19 protein-coding genes are annotated in these 16915 nt (G+C 61.8%); 9 read left to right on the forward strand and 10 right to left on the reverse strand.

Annotated elements, in window-relative coordinates; all coding sequences use genetic code 11:
* Nucleotides 1–4 precede the first annotated feature (4 nt).
* The 4 genes from HMPREF2996_RS10835 to HMPREF2996_RS10850 all read right to left on the reverse strand — a co-directional run bounded on the left by HMPREF2996_RS10835 (nt 5) and on the right by HMPREF2996_RS10850 (nt 3522).
* Nucleotides 5–262 carry a type II toxin-antitoxin system Phd/YefM family antitoxin gene (locus tag HMPREF2996_RS10835; protein ID WP_070645790.1) on the reverse strand — a complete coding sequence of 86 codons (258 nt, stop codon included), beginning with the start codon at nt 260–262 and terminating at the stop codon, nt 5–7.
* 68 nt (nt 263–330) lie between these two features.
* Complete coding sequence (locus HMPREF2996_RS10840; RefSeq protein ID WP_070711025.1) at nt 331–1842, reverse strand: ABC-F family ATP-binding cassette domain-containing protein; 1512 nt, start codon at nt 1840–1842, stop codon at nt 331–333.
* A gap of 85 nt (nt 1843–1927) precedes the next feature.
* Nucleotides 1928–2944, reverse strand: a complete 1017-nt coding sequence (locus HMPREF2996_RS10845; protein ID WP_070731347.1) for an ABC transporter permease — start codon at nt 2942–2944, stop codon at nt 1928–1930.
* Complete coding sequence (locus HMPREF2996_RS10850; protein WP_070731348.1) at nt 2944–3522, reverse strand: ABC transporter ATP-binding protein; 579 nt, start codon at nt 3520–3522, stop codon at nt 2944–2946. The genes HMPREF2996_RS10845 and HMPREF2996_RS10850 overlap by 1 nt, the downstream gene beginning before the upstream one ends.
* A 386-nt stretch (nt 3523–3908) precedes the next feature.
* Here HMPREF2996_RS10850 and HMPREF2996_RS10855 point away from each other — a divergent pair, with 386 nt between their 5' ends.
* Nucleotides 3909–4430 (forward strand): Fic/DOC family protein, encoded by a 522-nt coding sequence (locus HMPREF2996_RS10855; protein ID WP_210388760.1) that lies wholly within the window; start codon nt 3909–3911, stop codon nt 4428–4430.
* Between the two features lie 61 nt (nt 4431–4491).
* On the opposite strand, the gene HMPREF2996_RS10860 is transcribed toward HMPREF2996_RS10855, so the two are convergent.
* The gene (locus HMPREF2996_RS10860; RefSeq protein WP_070731390.1) at nt 4492–5331 is read right to left on the reverse strand and encodes an NAD(P)-dependent oxidoreductase; all 840 of its coding nucleotides are present in this window, start codon (nt 5329–5331) and stop codon (nt 4492–4494) included.
* Between the two features lie 73 nt (nt 5332–5404).
* Here HMPREF2996_RS10860 and HMPREF2996_RS10865 point away from each other — a divergent pair, with 73 nt between their 5' ends.
* The gene (locus HMPREF2996_RS10865; RefSeq protein WP_070731350.1) at nt 5405–5719 is read left to right on the forward strand and encodes a DMT family transporter; all 315 of its coding nucleotides are present in this window, start codon (nt 5405–5407) and stop codon (nt 5717–5719) included.
* A 33-nt stretch (nt 5720–5752) separates the two neighbouring features.
* On the opposite strand, the gene HMPREF2996_RS10870 is transcribed toward HMPREF2996_RS10865, so the two are convergent.
* The 4 genes from HMPREF2996_RS10870 to HMPREF2996_RS10885 form a co-directional block, all read right to left on the reverse strand.
* A complete protein-coding gene (locus tag HMPREF2996_RS10870) occupies nt 5753–7048 on the reverse strand; it encodes an ABC transporter permease (protein ID WP_070711029.1) in 1296 nt (431 codons plus the stop codon).
* Complete coding sequence (locus tag HMPREF2996_RS10875) at nt 7045–7719, reverse strand: ABC transporter ATP-binding protein (RefSeq protein WP_070645801.1); 675 nt, start codon at nt 7717–7719, stop codon at nt 7045–7047. The genes HMPREF2996_RS10870 and HMPREF2996_RS10875 overlap by 4 nt, the downstream gene beginning before the upstream one ends.
* Entirely contained in the window at nt 7716–9326 is a 1611-nt protein-coding gene (locus HMPREF2996_RS10880; RefSeq protein ID WP_070645803.1) for a permuted SH3 domain-containing protein, read from the reverse strand. The genes HMPREF2996_RS10875 and HMPREF2996_RS10880 overlap by 4 nt, the downstream gene beginning before the upstream one ends.
* Nucleotides 9327–9451: 125 nt before the next feature.
* Nucleotides 9452–9931: a hypothetical protein gene (locus HMPREF2996_RS10885; protein ID WP_070645805.1), complete on the reverse strand. Its 480-nt coding sequence runs from the start codon at nt 9929–9931 to the stop codon at nt 9452–9454.
* 203 nt (nt 9932–10134) lie between these two features.
* Between HMPREF2996_RS10885 and hemL the strand changes: the two genes are divergently transcribed.
* The 7 genes from hemL (at nt 10135) to HMPREF2996_RS10920 (ending at nt 16593) form a co-directional block, all read left to right on the forward strand.
* Complete coding sequence (gene hemL, locus HMPREF2996_RS10890) at nt 10135–11469, forward strand: glutamate-1-semialdehyde 2,1-aminomutase (RefSeq protein WP_070645807.1); 1335 nt, start codon at nt 10135–10137, stop codon at nt 11467–11469.
* A gap of 31 nt (nt 11470–11500) precedes the next feature.
* Nucleotides 11501–12109, forward strand: a complete 609-nt coding sequence (locus HMPREF2996_RS10895) for a histidine phosphatase family protein (RefSeq protein ID WP_070645809.1) — start codon at nt 11501–11503, stop codon at nt 12107–12109.
* Nucleotides 12109–12714, forward strand: a complete 606-nt coding sequence (locus HMPREF2996_RS10900) for a TlpA disulfide reductase family protein (RefSeq protein ID WP_070718968.1) — start codon at nt 12109–12111, stop codon at nt 12712–12714. The genes HMPREF2996_RS10895 and HMPREF2996_RS10900 overlap by 1 nt, the downstream gene beginning before the upstream one ends.
* A complete protein-coding gene (locus tag HMPREF2996_RS10905; protein WP_070731351.1) occupies nt 12711–13517 on the forward strand; it encodes a cytochrome c biogenesis CcdA family protein in 807 nt (268 codons plus the stop codon). The genes HMPREF2996_RS10900 and HMPREF2996_RS10905 overlap by 4 nt, the downstream gene beginning before the upstream one ends.
* A 13-nt stretch (nt 13518–13530) precedes the next feature.
* Nucleotides 13531–15162 carry a cytochrome c biogenesis protein ResB gene (locus HMPREF2996_RS10910; RefSeq protein WP_070731353.1) on the forward strand — a complete coding sequence of 544 codons (1632 nt, stop codon included), beginning with the start codon at nt 13531–13533 and terminating at the stop codon, nt 15160–15162.
* Between the two features lie 141 nt (nt 15163–15303).
* Nucleotides 15304–16335 (forward strand): c-type cytochrome biogenesis protein CcsB, encoded by a 1032-nt coding sequence (gene ccsB / locus HMPREF2996_RS10915; protein ID WP_070731355.1) that lies wholly within the window; start codon nt 15304–15306, stop codon nt 16333–16335.
* A complete protein-coding gene (locus HMPREF2996_RS10920) occupies nt 16336–16593 on the forward strand; it encodes a helix-turn-helix domain-containing protein (protein ID WP_070731357.1) in 258 nt (85 codons plus the stop codon).
* Here HMPREF2996_RS10920 and HMPREF2996_RS10925 read toward each other — a convergent pair.
* Nucleotides 16590–16898: a hypothetical protein gene (locus tag HMPREF2996_RS10925; protein WP_070731359.1), complete on the reverse strand. Its 309-nt coding sequence runs from the start codon at nt 16896–16898 to the stop codon at nt 16590–16592. The genes HMPREF2996_RS10920 and HMPREF2996_RS10925 overlap by 4 nt on opposite strands.
* Nucleotides 16899–16915: the final 17 nt, after the last annotated feature.

The raw sequence follows: 16915 nt of genomic DNA on the forward strand, positions 1-16915 counted from the left end.
GAGCTTAATCTTCCTCAATGAGCTCGTGTTCCGTTGCTTTCCCCGTATTGAGGCTCTCAATGGAGTCAAGTAGGCGCTGGGCATTGCGAGGGGAACGCAGAAGGTAAGCAGTTTCGCGAAGAGAGTTGTAGTCATCGAAGGAAACGATGACTGCAGACTCATGACCATTGCGAGTGATGATGACTTCCTCGCGGTCATCAACAACCGACTGCAATACTTCGGCGTACCGTGCTCTCGATTCCGAGTAAGACATGGTCTTCATAAGCGATCTCCCTTCTTGTACAAGAAACTGTACAACGAAAAGAGGATGGGCGCTAGAGAAGTTTCAGTTTATGGGGCCACGTGAACAGCGCGCGTCAGGTTGAGCCGCTCGCACACGTGCTCATCGTGGCTGACCAAGATGAATGCTCCGCGGTAGCTGGTGAGCACCTCAATTAGCCAGTCGGTGGTGGGGATGTCGATGTTGTTCGTTGGTTCGTCGAGAAGCAGGAAGCGCGGGGCTGGATCGCTGAGCAGGACGCGGGCGATTTCGACGCGGAAGCGCTCGCCACCAGAGAGTTGTCCCACCGGCTGGTGGATCTTGTCGTTGATAAAGAGCATCTGGGCCAGCTGGTCGCGCAGGAACTGCGGGTCTGCGCTGGGGTTGGCTGCCCGCACGATGTCGAACACCGATTTCTCTTCAGGCAAGACGATGCGCTGGCGGATGTATCCACAGGGCAGCGCGTATTCGACGTCGCCGCGGACAATGCGGTTGAGGAAGGTGGTCTTGCCGCTGCCGTTGGGCCCGGTGAGGCGAACGCGCTCGGGGCCAGTGATGCTGAGCAGATCGCTGACGAGCACTCGGGTGCCCGCGGGCAGCTCTGTGCCGGGGAGGTCGATGTGGACATGGGTGTCGTCGCGAAGCGCGCGCTGTGCCTTGTCGTGCGCCGACTGGGCGGCAGACACTGCATCGTTGGCCTGTTGAGAACGCCCAGCGGCGGAGCGCTCGGAACGGTTCTTGTCATTGCCCATGGCCATGCCGGGTTTGCGCTTCGAGTTGGAGAAGTTCTTGCCGCGGCGGGCATCGCGGGCAATGCGGGTCTGCATAGCGGCGCGCTCGCGGATCTGTTTGCGGTGGTTGGCCTTGGTTTCCCTGACCTTGGCCTGCGCGGAATCCTGCTCGGCATCAATCGCTGCGCGGTAAGAGGAGTAGTTTCCCTCGAACTCGCGCAGCGTTCCGTGGTAGAGCTCAGCGATGCTGTCCGCGTGCTCGAGGAGTTCGCGGTCATGTGAGACAACGAGAACCGGCATCGGCGCGGTGCGAATGAGCTCGAGCAGGCGCTGGCGTGATGAGGAGTCCAGGTTATTGGTGGGCTCGTCGAGGATCAGGAAATCCGGCTTGCGAAAGAAAGCGGCGGTCAGTGCCACCGTGACGGCTTCACCACCGGACAAAGTCCCTATAGTGCGATCTAGCGGGAAGGGGATACCTGCGGCGTCGAGAGTCGCTTCGATGCGCTCTGCCAAATCCCACTGCTCACCAACAGCGGCGGCGAGGTCGTCTGAGTATTCGCCAGCCTCAATGCGGTCAATGGCGCTGAGGATCTCTGTTGCGTCAAAGACATCGGCGATGGTGTCAGACGTGTGGAGGCCTAGGTCTTGGTCGACATAGATGACTGAGCCCGCGGATACGGTTCCCGAAGTCGGAGCAATGAGGCCTGCAAGTACCTTGGCTAGCGTTGATTTTCCGGATCCATTCGCCCCGACCAAGCCCGTGAAGTGGGAGGAAAAGGAGCCGGTGAGGTCCGTGAAACAGGGGGTGCCGTCGGGCCAAACGACGGTGAGATGAGAAAAAGAAATAGGCATGAAGAAATCCACCTTCGAGTAAGTCGCGCAAAAAGAGTGACGTCGAATTAGGAAAAAATCTTCATGCCTGAAAGGCTAGCCCCGGCTAATACCCGAGCGCAAGGGCCGCCACGCCAAAACCGAGGGCGCCGCGGGCAATGTAGTGCAGCACCTCGGGGGAGAAGGAGACACCGAAACCGCCGCTATCCAGCATGGACATGCTGTCTACCCGTGCCGGGCGGGAACGCTTAAACGACGCCCAGCTAAGACCGGCGATGATGAGCGCCACTGCGATGGCGGAAAGATTCCACACCAAGAGGAGGATACCGGCACCAAGGAGTGCCGTGCCCACAGAAGCTATAAGGGGAAGGCCCCAGTCGGGCCATGCATCGTCGCTGACGCGGCCGAAGGAGGCGGCGCGCCCAACCGCCGCACCGACGATGCTCCACGCGGACATGAAGCCGACGATGGCCAGCGCCCCGAACTGTGGGGCGAACCCCAACGACAAGCCGAGGGCCGCGAGCGCACCGACGCCGATGTACCACCGTCGTCCCAAACGACGGAAGAAGAGACTCATTAACGTCGATGGCGCATGGGCGCGACGAGGAATCCACGCGGATTGGCTCGCAATGGCATCAGAGGTGACTTCCGAATCGAGAAGGCTTAGGCCAGAACCGCCGACCAGGCGCGTGCGCCCAGCGCTGAGTAGCGAAGCCAGCGTGAACGAGCGCCACCCCACGACGAAACGTAGGGCCGGGACTACCAGCGCGAACCACGGGGATAGCCCGGTGGACACGCAGATGCCGAGGCCCAAGACCCCAAAGCCGACCAGCTGCGCCCACGTGATCCAGTCCGTGCCGCGGAGCCGGCCGCGCGGGCGATCAACGTACACCCAACGCTCCCTGGATAACGCACGTAGGGGATAAAGCGTCTCGGCGAACACGATGAGAGCGAGCAGTCCCACGATGCCGACAATCGGAGCGATACTAGTCAGCGTGATGCGCGCCGGGATGGCAGGCGCGACGGCGCCGACTTCTTGCCATCCTGTGTAACCGAAGCCGATGACGATGCCGGCGAGAATGAGGTACCAGATACCGTCGCCCAGTCGAGATAGAGCGCGCATCACAGCTGCACCACCTCGTCGCATGCCTGGGTGATGGTGTCGGAATGTGAGGCCACGACGATGCAGCGATTCTCTTCGTCGGCTAGGTAGCGCAACTCACCTGTCAGGAACTTAGTCCAGGCGGTGTCAAGGTGGCGCTCGGGCTCGTCGATAAGTAAAGCACGCGCCGGCTGGTACAGCTGCGCAGCTAGAAAGACGCGCTGGCGCTGGCCCGAGGACAGGCGCGAGGCTGGGTGCGGAAGGAGACGCTCAAGCGCCCAGAGCTCGCAGAGCTTGGCGACGTCCACCCCTGCCGCTTTCCCCATCAAGTCCAGGTGCTCGCCAACGGTGAGGTCGGGGAGGAAAACCGGCTCGGCCACCGTAATCACAGCGCCCGGCTGCTCCTTCGTGCCGACGGGATGGCCGTCACACTCCACAGAGCCATCGAGAGGGGCAAGCTCCCCGCCAAGCGTGGCCAGCAACGTGGATTTACCTGAACCATTAGGTCCGGCAAGGCCATAAACGTGGCCGGGGGCGAAGTCCTTCTCAAGGTGTCCAAGGGGCGTGGAATGCCCATAATCGGCGTCGATGGAAAGCATTGCTGGGCGGCGATCTCCTTACATTGGGCGGCTAGACAATAGTTAAAACTTATTGATGAAGTTTAGCAAAATGCACGCCCTGAACGTTGTCCTAGTGATGGGAAACGCCCTTGGGATTAGTGTTATGAGCTGCTAAAATGAGAGAAAATGTAGTTGAAAACTCGGGAGGGCAGCAATGTCGGAGCCTATTCAAATTGAAAGCAGCAGTAGTAGCGGCCGTGATCCGTTAGCGTTGAGTGATGCTGCGTTACGTTTAGCAGGCCACGATGTGACTGATGAGTACGTGCGCCAGCTAGGCCGCGAGATAGCCGCAGGGACACTATCTGCCGACGAAGCAATCGCTCGTGTACGGCGTGCTTCGCTGAAGTAGAGCGCGGGGGAGAAACATGAGCGGGGGCTGGGAGAACTATTTCATTCCAGGGACCAAGGTTCTGAAGAATCGCTTGGGGTTAGATGACGCAGAAGAACTACGGATCTTGGAAGAAAAGCTTGTATTTCTTCGGATGACCGAGTTGGACTCGGCACCTGTGGAAGGTGCTTTTGATTATGCGCATTTCAAGGCCATACATCGACATCTTTTTCAGGATGTGTATGAATGGGCGGGTGAAGAGCGAACTGCCCCTACAGACCAGTTCATGATTAAGGCTGGGCATGCCTACTACCCGGCGGGACCGGAAATGACGAAGGCAGCAGAGAAGCTGTTTGCGGGGCTTGCGAAGGACAATTTTCTGCGTGGTCTAGGGTTTGATGATTTCGTAGCCAAGCTGGCGGAGCTGTGGGGTGAGCTCAATGTGGTGCACAGCTTTAGGGAAGGGAATACCCGCACACAGACGGTGTTCTTTGACGCGCTGGTTACGGCGGCAGGATATCAACTCCGCGCGCTTTCACAGTCAGGACACTGGAGATAACGCGCAGCTGGAGGAGGTGCTGCGCGGGATCGTCGCACCGCAGGGCGGCTAGAAGCCGGGTTTATCCCTTGTTGCGGAAGACGAAGATGGAGGAGAAGTCCTGGTCGCCGTGGCCCATGGCCTGCTGCTCCTCAAAGCGCTCGATGGCGGCGGCCACTGCCGGCAGCGGCTTGTTGGCGGTCATCTCCATGAGCTTGGCGTCCTTGCACAGGGCGTCCACGGTGAAGTCACCCGGAGTGGTGTTGCGCTCGCCGGTGATGAACGGGCCCTTCATGTTCTTCATGAAGGCCAAGCCGGTGATGTCGAGCATCTCGAGGACGACTTCGGAATCGAGACCCTCAGACTCACCGAGGTGGAGTGCTTCGAGCACGCCCTCCGCGGTTACGGCGAGGGCCAGGTTGGCCAGGAGCTTGCCAATCGCCGCGGTGGCGGCGGATTCTACGCCGATGAGCTTGTTCTCGTCGGCCCAGGACTCGGCGATGGTCATGGCGAGCTCGCGGCGGTCGTCGTCAGGCGTGCCCACATAGACGCCGAGCTTGCCTTCGCGCGCCGGGCCCAGCGAACCAACGACGGGCGCGTGGACATAAGAGTCGACCGCTGCGGCGAACTCGCGGGCGGCATCGGGGGAGACGGTCGTGGTATCGATCCAGGTCACGCCCTCGGGGATGAGGTTGGTATCAATGACTCGCTCACGGATGTCATCGGGGCCAAAGAGCGAGGTGATGATGACCTCTGCGCCCTCCACGGCGGCGGTGGGGGAATCGGCGAGGGCAGCGCCGGCGTCGACCAGCGGCTGCGCGCGCTCGGCGGTGCGGTTCCACACGGTGAGCTCATGGTTCTTGAGGAGGTGTCGGGCGAGCTCGGTGCCCATACGGCCAGTACCAAGGAATGCAATCTGCATGCCGCCCAGTGTGCCATCATTGTGGGCAGGCTCGCCGCGATTCATGCGAGCCCCGGACGAGGGAGGCTGGGAAATGGCGTGGTTCGTGTTGATCTTCTCCGGTGCCTTCGAGGCCGTGTGGGCAGCGGCGCTGGATAAGTCGGAGGGCTTTAGCCGCCTGTGGCCCTCAGTGATCTTTTTCGTTGCCTGCGCCATTTCCATGGGTGGGTTGGGCTGGGCCATGAAGTCCATCTCCGTGGGCACGGCCTACGCGGTGTGGGCCGGCGTGGGCGCGGTGGTCACCGTCATTTACTCCTTCGCCGCCGGGCACGAGGCGGCAACCGTCTGGAAGGTGCTGTTCCTCGCCATGATCATTGGTGGGATCGTGGGCCTGAAGGTGGTGCATTAGGAGGCGTCGTCGTTTGAAACGACGACGCGGGATTTATTCGTAGCGCAGTGCCTCAATCGGGTCCAGCTTTGCGGCCTTGCCCGCAGGGTAGTAGCCAAAGAAGAGGCCAATAGCCAGCGAGAAGAGCAGCGAGAGGATAACCGCCCAGAGCGGCGGTGCCACGAGTGAGCCGATGGCGGCCGCACCCGCCATGCCGGCGGCGGTGCCGATGGCGATGCCGATGAGTCCACCGATGAGGCAGACCACGATGGCCTCCGTGATGAACTGGATGCGGATATCGCGGCGGCGTGCGCCAAGCGCCTTGCGGATGCCAATCTCGCGGGTGCGCTCGGTGACGGTGATGAGCATAATGTTCATCACGCCGATGCCGCCGACGAGCAGTGAGATACCGCCGATGGCCGCGAGCACCAGGCTCATCGTGGTGAAGATCTGGTTCAAGGACGCGAGGTCATCGCTGAAGTCGGTCACTTTGACCATGTAGTCCGGGTTGTCCTTGTAGTAGCTATCGAAGACGCGCTGCAGGTTGCTGGCTACCGCGGCCTTGTCCAAGTCTGGGTTGCCGCGAACGGTGACCTCGCTGAAGGCGGTGCCGGCACCGGGGGAATCGGAAAGCTCGGCTTCCAGCGGGTAAGGAACGAAGGCGGATTGGCTGGGGCCACCGCCTACAAGAGGGCCGGTTTGCGGTTCTTCAAAAACACCGATGACGGCGAGTTCAATAGGAGAGGCCTCTTGGCTTTCAAAGCTCACGTATTGGCCAATAGCGTCTTCAGGAGCGCCGAAGAGCTTGGTGGCGGTCTCCTTATCCAGCATGGCAACTGCCCGGCTGGAATCAATATCGTCTTCATTGAGGAAGCGACCGGCCACGATGGAATAGGAGGAGCCTGAGACATAGTCCGGGTTGGTCGGGCGGACCAGGAGGTTGGCAGTTTTCTCTTGTTCGTCGCCTTCGGCGACGAACGCGCCGGAATAAGCGCTGTACTCGCCGATATTGATGCCGACGATCTGATTTCCCATGACCTCTTTGGTGCGGTCCAGCATATCCGGGGTGAGCATGGAGGATTCGTCTTCCACAAAGCCGCCGCCCATGAAAGGATCGTCGGCTTCTTCCTCTTCGCCTTCTTCAGGGCGCTCCTTGACTTGGACAGTGAAGTTATTGGCGCCGACCTTGTCCAAGTCTTTTTGAACCGAGGCCTGCAAGGAATGGCCGAGCGTGACGATGGCGATGACCGCGGCGATGCCGATGATGACACCCAAGAGTGTTAGCGCCGAGCGCATCTTGTTGGTGCGCAGGCTCGTCAGCGCCATCTTGGTGGATTCAGCAAAATTCATGACAGCACACCGTCCTTCATCGTGACGGTACGGCTGCATTCATCAGCCAATTCCGGGTTGTGGGTAATGAACAAAATGGTCTTTCCATGCGTGCGGTGCAGTTCGTGGAATAAGTCCATGACCATGCGGCCGGTCTGCGAATCCAGCGCACCGGTGGGCTCGTCCGCCAACAGAATCTCCGGCTGGTTGGCCAAGGCGCGGGCCACCGCCACGCGCTGCTTCTGACCACCGGAGAGCTCATTAGGCAGATGGTTCATGCGGTCACCCATGCCGACCATCTCCAAAAGCTCTTCCGCGCGCTGGGTGCGCTCGTGGGATGAAACGCCCGCATAGACCATGGGCATCTCCACGTTCTTCAGCGCGGACATGCGGCCGATCAGATTGAAATTCTGGAAGATGAAACCGATTTTTTGGCCGCGGAAGGAGGCTAGTTTATCGTCGCCAAGCGCCAGCGCATCCACGCCAGCCAGCTGGTACTCGCCGGCGGTGGGGCGGTCGAGGAGGCCGATGATGTTCATGAGCGTGGATTTGCCGGAGCCGGACTGGCCCACGACGGCTACAAATTCGCCTTCGTCCACGCTGAAGTCGAGGCCCGGGATGACGGTCAGCTCGCTGTCGAGGCCCTCGTTGAAACGTTTGACGATTCCCCGCATCTCAATGAGGCGGCTCATGCGTTCTCTTCCGCATCATCGGAGCCATCGACGGAGGCGGACATGCCGACCATGTCCTTGTGCGTATCCGCCTGGCTGATGACGGTCTCGCCCTCCTTGAGGCCGGAGGAGATGGCGGCGGAGAAATCAGATTCGCTGGCGATCTTCACCTCGCGGGCCTGGATCGTGCCATTGTCGATGACGAGGACCTTCTTCTTGCCGCCTTCTTCATAGATGGCGGAGAGCGGCACGGTGATGGCGTCCTTATCCTTCTTCGTAATGATCTTCACCTTCGTGGTGGAACCGAGGCGCAGGCCTTCGCGGTTGCCATCGACGCGGATATGCACGGGGAATTCGGGCTTGGAGGAACCAGATGGTTTGCCGGAGCCGCCCCCTGCGCCGGCCTCGACGTCGGGTTGCTCAGCGGTAGGAGAGATGAAGGTGACCTTGCCTTTGTACTCCTTGCCAGGGCTGGATGGCGAGGTGAATGAGACTTCATCGCCGACCTTGATGCGGGCGATATCGCCCTCCTTGACCGTGGATTTCACCAGCAGGGAGGAATCATCCGCCACGGTGAGGATGGGGCCTTCGGCGGGCATGCCGGCTTGGCCATTAACGGCGGTGACAACGCCCGCCAGAGGGGAGCGCAGGTCGGCTTGGGAGAGTCGGTACTCTAACGGCCCATTTTCCTTGGCATTATTCGCGCTTGCCGACGCCGCCGATTCCACCGCGTGGTTCACCGCCTGGGACTGGGAAGAAATCTGCTGCTCGATGGCCAGGTTGCTGGCTTGCAGCGCGCGTTCGGCATCGGCAACCGCTTGGTAGGAGGAAGCGGTGGCGCGCTGTTGCTCGCCCAGCTCGCGGTCGATACCGCGGAGGACGCGGCCATAGGATTCCTCGGACTGCTTGAGCTGGCGCTCAGAGTCCTGCACTGCCTCATCGGAGTCCAGATAGCTCAAGAAAGCGCTGGCGGTGTTGAGGCCGGAGGGATCCTCGGTGGCGGTGCCGAGGGAGGCCAGTGCGGACTGGAAAGACTTGGACTCCGCATCGCGCACGCCGGAGCGCGCCTGCTCGACGGCCGCGCGGGCTTCGGCAACCTCGGGGCGGTCGCCCTTGGCGGCGAGGGCATCATCGAGCTTGCGCTGCGCCTCGGCGTACTCGGTCTGCGCCGAGTTCACGGCGGATTGTGCGCTGTTGACCTCCGGGTTGAGGCCTTGGTCGAGGGAATCCTGAAGCTGGCGCAGCTGGAGTTGGGCGTCCTCGATTTGGTGGACGGCCTCGAGCTTTCCTGCCTCTTGGGAGGTGCGCTGGGCTTCGAGCTCGCGCTCGGTTTCGGTGGTGTCCATGCGGCCGAGGAGCTGCTGGGCCTCGACGCGGTCACCCACCTTCGCGTCCAAGGACTGGATGGGGCCGGTCAGCGAGGTGGTCAGCGAGAGTTCGCGCTCGGCAGAAACGGTGCCGGTGGCGGAGACGGAACTGATGAGGTCTTCTTTTGCGGTTTTCGTGACATCGGTTGCGGTGAGCTGAATATCGGAAGACCCACTGGTCAGTGCGTACATTCCACCGCCGCCTGCGAGGAGAACCGCGGCAATAGCGCCAGCAGTGATGCCGAGAGCTTTCTTGTTCATGAATCCCTTACTGTCAGGTTAACGCCGTCATTGAAAATCGGCTTCAGATTAACTCTTGGGATTGCTTCCTGTCATGTACAGCGGGGGAATATAGGAGGTAGATCAGGGTCTACCCTTAGAGGTTTTTAGAAGGGAACATCGATGCGGATATCCTCTGCGCGCGGCAGCGGGGGAAGCGTCGGCATCTGGTCGATGCCGTCCTGGACTTCTGGAGGGATCGGTATAGAGGTGGGGATCTGCGGCGGCGGGGGAAGCTCGGGCTGAGGTTTGGGTCGCTGCGGTGGGGCCGGGCGCGGTGCTGGTGCGGGCGCGGGCGCTGGGGCACGGACGGTGACGGTTTCTACCTGTGGTGATGGTGCCTCAACCGTCGTGGGTGCGGGAGCTGGTGCCTGGGCTTCAGGTTCCGGTTCGGCTGGGGCGGGAGCAATAGATGTGGTGTCGCCCAAGCGGTTGACCGGCTGGGGGACCGCATCCGGCTCCCAGGACGTCGGTTGGGCCGAGGTGATGGGACTGGGTTCGATTCGCGGAGCGGTTTCTGCCTGCGTAGCAGCACAGGCAGAAAGCGGAAGGCAGGCAAGAATGACAAGAAATCGGCGTGAAGCCATGGGAATCCCCCTTAAGTAGTGCCTCTCCGCAGCGCACCCCAGCGCCGAAATAAAGAAAGGCAGGATCAACAGTGTGCTGCCAGCATAGCGCCACAGTGACGGGTGCGCAGCGCGAGTGTGTCGAGGGCGCGCGCGAGGCTTTGGAGGAGCGACCGTGGGACACGAGGGGAGTCCAACTTTTGTATAGGGCTAAAACCGATACAATGTGGGCTATGCCTAACTCCAGCCAGCGAAATCAGCAGAATACGTCCCAGTCCGCCGAGTGGTTCGAGCGCGCCACCAAGGTCACCCCGGGTGGTGTGAATTCCCCGGTCCGCGCCTTCGGATCCGTGGGCGGCCAAGCCCGCGTCATCGCGCGCGGTGAAGGCTCGCGCCTCTGGGATATCGACGGCAACGAGTACGTCGACCTGGTCAGCTCCTATGGCCCGATGATCCACGGCAATGCCCACCCGGCCATCGTGGAGGCAGTGCAGAAGGCGGCTACCGACGGCCTCTCCTTCGGCGCCCCGACCGAGGGCGAGACGCTGTTGGCGGAGCACATCGTCAAGCGCACCGCCGTGGAGCAGGTGCGTCTGGTCAACTCCGGTACCGAGGCCACCATGTCTGCTGTGCGCCTGGCCCGTGGTTTTACCGGTCGCGCCAAGGTACTCAAGTTTGAGGGCTGCTACCACGGCCACGTGGATGCGCTGTTGGCGTCGGCTGGCTCTGGCGTGGCCACTTTCGCGCTCCCGGATTCCCCGGGCGTGACCGGCGCTTCGGCTGCGGACACGATCGTCGTCCCCTACAACGATCTTGACGCGGTCCGCGAGGCCTTTGCCGCGCACCCGGGAGAGATCGCGTGCATTATCGCCGAGGCAGCCGCCGGCAACATGGGCACCGTGGCGCCGGAGGAAGGCTTCAACGCGGCGCTCAAGGAGATCGCGCATGCCGACGGCGCCCTGCTCATCCTCGATGAAGTCATGACCGGCTTCCGTACCTCCTACAAGGGCTGGTTCGGCGTCGATGGGGTAGCGGGTGACCTGGTGACCTTCGGCAAGGTGGTCTCCGGCGGCCTGCCGGCCGCTGCCTTCGGTGGTCGCGCCGACGTGATGGCTTCGCTGGCACCTTCGGGCCCCGTCTACCAGGCGGGCACGCTGTCCGGAAACCCGGTAGCGATGGCCTCCGGTCTAGCATCCCTGGAGCTGGCCAACGAAGAGTTGTACCCGCGCCTGCAGGCCAACGCGGACTGCCTGACCAGCCTGATAACGGCGGCACTTGATGCCGCCGGCGTGGCACACCACATCCAGCGCGCGGAGACGATGTTCTCCATCCGCTTCGCCGAGGGTCAGGGTCGCAACTTCGCCGACATGCAGGCCGCCGATACCTGGCGTTTCGCCCCCTTCTTCCACGCACTGCTGGAGGGCGGCGTCTATGTTCCGCCGTCAGCCTTCGAGACTTGGTTTGTCTCTGACGCGCTCACGGACAAAGATTTTGAGGTAATCGAGGCAGCTCTCAAGCCTGCCGCCAAGGCCGCTGCCAGCGCGCAGCGCCCGCAGTAAACAGACCATTTGAGGGGATAGACACAGGCATATGTCCACCACCATCGTCCACTTCGTCCGCCACGGCGAGGTTTATAACCCGGATAAGATCCTCTACGGGCGCATCCCGGGCTATCACTTGTCCTCCCGTGGGCATTCCATGGCCGCACGCACGGCGAAAGCCTTTGAGGGCCATGACGTGACCTACCTGGCGGCCTCGCCGCTGCAGCGCGCGCAGGAAACCGCGCTGCCGATTGCGCAGGTGACGGGCTTGGAGGTGGACGTCGACAAGGGCGTCATCGAGTCCGGCAACCGCTTCGAGGGCCTGCGCACCAAGGGCTGGAACTCGCAGCTGTGGAACCCGCAGCGCTGGCCGCTCATGGTTAACCCGCTCAAGCCTTCGTGGGGAGAGCCTTTCGAGGAAATCGCCGCACGCATGATGGATGCCGCCGAGCGCGCCCGCTCCAAGGCAGAAGGCCATGAGGCCATCGTGGTCTCCCACCAGCTGCCCATCGTCATGGTGCAGCGCACCGTGCTGGGCAAGCGCTTAGCCCACGCACCGTGGAACCGCGAGTGCGACTTGGCCTCGGTGACCTCGTTGGTCTACCGCAACCGCGAGATCATCGATATCTTCTACTCCGAACCGGCACAGGACATCTAATGGCGCACAGAACTATCCGCGCCGCCGTGGCCGGTGTCGTTGCTGTGTTTGCCTTAGCTGGCTGTACACAGAGCGAGGAGAATGCACAGAACGCCGTTGCTTCCGGCGGCACCTTCGAGTTTATTTCACCCGGCGGGCAGACCACCATTCGTTACGAGGAAGCAGACCGCAAACCACTCAAGGATTTCTCCGGTGAGGACCTGCGGGATGAGTCCACGACAATCAAGCTCTCGGATTTTCAGGACCAGATCGTCGTCCTGAATTCCTGGGGCCAGTGGTGCGCGCCGTGCCGCTCCGAATCGGATGACCTCCAGGCCATCCACTCGGAGCTGCAAAAGCGCAAGGTCGGCACCGTGCTAGGCATCAATGTCAAGGACTTCAACCCGGAGATCTCCCGGGATTTTATGGCCGATAACGGCCTGGAGTACCCCTCCATCTATGACCCGCCCTTCAAGACGGCCGCGGCGCTCGGCGGCGTGCCCACCTCCGTGGTGCCCACCACCATCGTGTTGGATAAGCAGCACCGCCCCGCCGCAGTCTTCCTGACGGAGATCACGGAGAAGGATGTCCTTGAGGTCGTCGACGAGCTGGAGAAAGAACAGTGATCCTTGCCGCTGACGGCGTGGGACAAAGCTTTGCTGATGCCGCCGTGTCCGGCCCGCTCCTTATCGGAGTGCTCGCCGCCGCTGTGGCCGGGTTGGTCTCCTTCGCCTCGCCATGTGTGGTTCCACTGGTTCCGGGTTATATCTCCTACCTCGCCTCCGTGGTGGGCGGAGAGGTTAGTTATGACGAGGAGCTGGGGGTGGGCGTCGGCAAGCGCCGGCGTTGGGCCGTGGTCGGTGCCGCAGCACTCTTCGTGCTGGGCTTTACCATCGTGTTTGTCCTCGCTACGGTGTCGGTTTTCGGTGCCATTTCGGCGCTGAGGCTCAACGCGGACACCCTCATGCGCGCCGGCGGCATCATCACCATTCTTATGGGCGTGGTGTTCATGGGCGTGGTGCCGGTGCTGCAGAAGGACACCCGCATGGCCCCGCGGCGCTGGACCACGTGGCTGGGCGCGCCCCTGCTCGGCGGGGTTTTCGCCCTGGGCTGGACCCCGTGCCTGGGCCCCACGCTGGCCGCCATCCTGTCCGTTTCTGCCGGCACCGAAGGAACCACAGCGCTGCGCGGCACGATCCTGATCATCGGCTACTGCCTGGGGCTGGGCCTGCCCTTCCTACTCGTGGCACTGGGCTCCGCCAAAGCGATGCGCACCGTGTCCTGGATGCGCACGCACTCCCGGACCATCCAGATCGTTGGCGGCATCGCCATGATCCTCGTCGGTCTGGCGCTGCTGACCGGGCTCTGGGGAGATTTCATCAACGCCATCCGCCAGTGGACCGTGTCCTATGGCGCGACGCTGATTTAAAGGAGAATTTTTCGTGAGATACATCCGCAAGGCCTGGCACTGGCTGACCAGTATGCGCACCGCGCTGGCGCTGCTCTTCCTGCTGGCCATTGCTGCCATTCCGGGCTCGCTCCTGCCGCAGCGCTCGCTCAATGAGTCCAATGTCAATGACTTCATTGAGACCAACGGCAAGGTGGCGGAGATCTACGATAAGCTGCAGCTTTTCGACGTCTTCTCCTCCGTCTGGTTCCAGGCCATCTACGTCCTGCTCATGATTTCTCTGGTGGGCTGTATCATCCCGCGCTCCTGGGATCACTACAAGGCCTACCGCACCCCACCGACGCGCGCGCCGAAGTTCTTGAATAAGATGCCGCTGAACGCCACCGGGCATTCGGAGAAATCCCCGGAGGAGATCGCGGCTGCCACCAAAACCATGTTGAAGAAGTGGCGCGTCAATGAGGTCTCCCCAGACAAGGACCGTGCGGGTGCGCAGTCCTTCTCCGCGGAGCGCGGTTATGCCCGCGAGCTGTGCAACCTCATCTTCCACATCGCGCTGGTGGCTATCCTGCTGACCATGGCAGCCGGGCGCCTGGTGCACTATGAAGGCCAGGTCATCGTGGTGACGGAGAAGAACTCCCAGGGCCAGACCCAGGAACAGCCACAGTCCACGGAATTCTGTAATACATCAACCTCTGTCTATGACTCCTTCCGCGCCGGCCCGCTGTTCGACGGCACCGGCCTGCACCCCTTCTGCTTTAAGGCCCACGACTTCACCGCGGACTACCTGCCCAATGGCCAGGCGGAGATGTTCACCTCGAACGTGTCCTATGCCGCAGGCGACGATATCTTCACGGATCCGGAGACCTGGGAAGACTACCAGCTGCAGGTCAATCACCCGCTGCGCATTGAGAATAACCGCGTTTATCTGCAGGGCCACGGTTTTGCGCCGACGATGACGGTGGAGTGGCCCAACGGCGAGAAGCGCACGCAGACCATCCAATTTCAGCCCAATGACACCACGTTCTTCCTGTCCTCGGGTGTCATGCGTTTCGACCCGCCGGCGGGCATGTACCCGGACCTGTTTGAGCGCCGCCAGAACCAGATCGCCATCCAGGGCCTGTTTGCCCCGACCGCCGAGTGGTCCGGCGAGAGCGGCAAGCTGTTGCAGTCTTCCTACCCGGCGATGCTGGACCCAGCCGTGGCTATCGATATCTACCGCGGCGATGCCGGCCTGGACACGGGTACCCCGCAGTCCCTCTTTTCCCTTGACACCAGCCTGGTCCATTCGGGGCGGCTGCAAAAGATCGACCGCGTCAACCTGAACCAAGGTGAATCGGTCACGCTGGACGACGGCACGAAGATCACCTTCGATGGCGCCTCCGAGTTCGCGAACTACCAGGTTTCCTATGACCCCTTCCAAAGCTGGGTTCTGGTGTCCGCTCTGGTCATGCTGGTATCGCTGGTTGGCTCGCTGGTGATCAAGCGCCGCCGCGTGTGGGTGCGCATCCGTCCGGGTGCCAATGGCGGCACCGACATTGAGATGGGCGGTCTTGCCCGCACCGACCGCGCGGGTTGGTCTGAGGAATTCCATAAGCTTCACCGTGAGCTCTTGGAGTTGCCGGATCCCGATGAGGTGGAGGAAGACGAGCTCTACTCCGCCGACTAAAGGAGCGGAGTGTATCCGTCAAAAGTTGGATACTGCTGGGAAAGGGGGGTACTCTTATGAGCACCATAAATCTCTCCGCTCATGCAGCCTCGTGCGTGAAGCACGGTGTAGGCACGATTGTGAAGGCAAGGTTTCCCACTCATGCAGGTTGATCAAAATCTGTCCAACTTTTCCGACATCGCGGTGCAAACCGCGTTCGTCGTTTATGCTCTCGCCTTGGTGTTGTCCCTGGTCTACTACGGCCGGATGCACAGCATCATCGAGGCTATGCGCTCCCGCACGACTGCTGTGGCGCAGCAGCGCGAACTCGCCAGCGTGGGGGCCTCGGCAGACAGTGCCGTGCTTGGCGACGTCCCCCCGACAGCCAGCGCTGGTCCCGATGCTGACCTAGATGCGGATCTGGCGAAGAAGCGGGAGAACGCCGACAAGCTCGGCGGCATGACGCAGATGCTCCTGTGGTTGGGTATCGCCTTACACTTGGCGGCCATTGTGCTGCGCGGTCTGGCAACGGGGCGCTTCCCGTTTGGCAACCTTTACGAGTACGTGCTCATGGTGACCGCCGGCGCCATGGTGGTGGCGACCATTGCCATGCAGCGCAAGGAGTGGCGCACCCTGTGGCCGTGGCTGCTCACGCCGATTCTGGCGTTGATGTTCTATGGCTCCACCAAGCTTTATGCGGAATCCGCTCCGGTGGTCCCGGCACTGCAGTCTCACTGGCTGCCGATTCACGTCACCGTGGTTTCACTCGGCGCGTCCATCGGCGTGGTCTCCGGTATTGCATCTCTGCTTAGCGTGCTGCGTGAATTCCAGCCGAAGGGCGTTGAGTCTGGTTTCTTCGGTGCGCTTGCCCGCCCGCTTCCTTCGGCTAAGAAGCTGGACCGCTTGGCTTATCGCTTGGGCGTGGTGGCGCTGCCGACCCTGGGCCTGGGTATTGTGCTGGGCGCTATTTGGGCCGAGTCCGCATGGGGACGCTACTGGGGCTGGGACCCGAAGGAGACCGTCTCCTTTGCCACCTGGATCCTCTACGCCGCCTACCTGCACGCCCGCGCGACGCCGGCCTTCCGCAAGGCCGCACCGTATATCAACATCGCGGCGATGCTGCTCATGATCTTCAACCTGTTCTTCATCAACATGGTTGTCTCTGGCCTGCACTCCTATGCGGGGCTGAACTAAATGGCGGAGACCCCTAAGCCGCGGCACAAGCAGGGCAAGCCGGCGGGCGATAACCCGCAGCTCATCGCTCTCGGTGAGGGCTTTGCGCAGCGCCGCCGAGAACTCGGCATCTTGCAGCAGGAGTTGGCTGAGAAGGCCGGGATTTCGCGCTCCACGCTGCACACCATCGAGCACGGCGGCTCTGGCGTGCGCTGGGAAAAGGTGATTGCGGTGGCTGAGGCCCTCGGCCTTGAGATGACCTTCGAGCCGAAGGCTTAGGCTTCGTCGGCTCCTTTGCCTTTATCGTCTTTGTCCTCGGTGGCCTTGGGTTTCTGGGAACCCTGTGAGCGCCGGCGGCGCTCTTCTTCTTGGCGCTCTGCCTCCCGCTCCCTGGCGCGGCGCTCTTTGAAGCGCTGCTTCTCTAGGTTCCACAGGAACTCTTCGTCATCGTCTGGGCCCTTGATTGCAGGGCGCTGCGGCTGCTGTGTCTGCTGCACCTTCTTATTCCAACTCGACGGACCAAAGGCCTTCCATACGAGGACCGCCGCGAGGACAAACAAGAGTAGTAGTATCAATCGACCCATGCGTTGTATTCTACGGA

The organism is Corynebacterium sp. HMSC066C02 (assembly GCF_001814945.1).
GTDB classification, from domain to species: Bacteria; Actinomycetota; Actinomycetes; order Mycobacteriales; family Mycobacteriaceae; genus Corynebacterium; species Corynebacterium aurimucosum.

What these genes read in the sequence shown, in the direction of transcription:
- HMPREF2996_RS10835 (WP_070645790.1), bottom strand. Translation starts at nt 262, where the DNA reads ATGAAGACCATGTCTTACTCGGAATCGAGAGCACGGTACGCCGAAGTA.
- HMPREF2996_RS10840 (WP_070711025.1), bottom strand. Translation starts at nt 1,842, where the DNA reads ATGCCTATTTCTTTTTCTCATCTCACCGTCGTTTGGCCCGACGGCACC.
- HMPREF2996_RS10845 (WP_070731347.1), bottom strand. Translation starts at nt 2,944, where the DNA reads ATGCGCGCTCTATCTCGACTGGGCGACGGTATCTGGTACCTCATTCTC.
- HMPREF2996_RS10850 (WP_070731348.1), bottom strand. Translation starts at nt 3,522, where the DNA reads ATGCTTTCCATCGACGCCGATTATGGGCATTCCACGCCCCTTGGACAC.
- HMPREF2996_RS10855 (WP_210388760.1), top strand. Translation starts at nt 3,909, where the DNA reads ATGAGCGGGGGCTGGGAGAACTATTTCATTCCAGGGACCAAGGTTCTG.
- HMPREF2996_RS10860 (WP_070731390.1), bottom strand. Translation starts at nt 5,331, where the DNA reads ATGCAGATTGCATTCCTTGGTACTGGCCGTATGGGCACCGAGCTCGCC.
- HMPREF2996_RS10865 (WP_070731350.1), top strand. Translation starts at nt 5,405, where the DNA reads ATGGCGTGGTTCGTGTTGATCTTCTCCGGTGCCTTCGAGGCCGTGTGG.
- HMPREF2996_RS10870 (WP_070711029.1), bottom strand. Translation starts at nt 7,048, where the DNA reads ATGAATTTTGCTGAATCCACCAAGATGGCGCTGACGAGCCTGCGCACC.
- HMPREF2996_RS10875 (WP_070645801.1), bottom strand. Translation starts at nt 7,719, where the DNA reads ATGAGCCGCCTCATTGAGATGCGGGGAATCGTCAAACGTTTCAACGAG.
- HMPREF2996_RS10880 (WP_070645803.1), bottom strand. Translation starts at nt 9,326, where the DNA reads ATGAACAAGAAAGCTCTCGGCATCACTGCTGGCGCTATTGCCGCGGTT.
- HMPREF2996_RS10885 (WP_070645805.1), bottom strand. Translation starts at nt 9,931, where the DNA reads ATGGCTTCACGCCGATTTCTTGTCATTCTTGCCTGCCTTCCGCTTTCT.
- hemL (WP_070645807.1), top strand. Translation starts at nt 10,135, where the DNA reads ATGTGGGCTATGCCTAACTCCAGCCAGCGAAATCAGCAGAATACGTCC.
- HMPREF2996_RS10895 (WP_070645809.1), top strand. Translation starts at nt 11,501, where the DNA reads ATGTCCACCACCATCGTCCACTTCGTCCGCCACGGCGAGGTTTATAAC.
- HMPREF2996_RS10900 (WP_070718968.1), top strand. Translation starts at nt 12,109, where the DNA reads ATGGCGCACAGAACTATCCGCGCCGCCGTGGCCGGTGTCGTTGCTGTG.
- ccsB (WP_070731355.1), top strand. Translation starts at nt 15,304, where the DNA reads ATGCAGGTTGATCAAAATCTGTCCAACTTTTCCGACATCGCGGTGCAA.
- HMPREF2996_RS10920 (WP_070731357.1), top strand. Translation starts at nt 16,336, where the DNA reads ATGGCGGAGACCCCTAAGCCGCGGCACAAGCAGGGCAAGCCGGCGGGC.
- HMPREF2996_RS10925 (WP_070731359.1), bottom strand. Translation starts at nt 16,898, where the DNA reads ATGGGTCGATTGATACTACTACTCTTGTTTGTCCTCGCGGCGGTCCTC.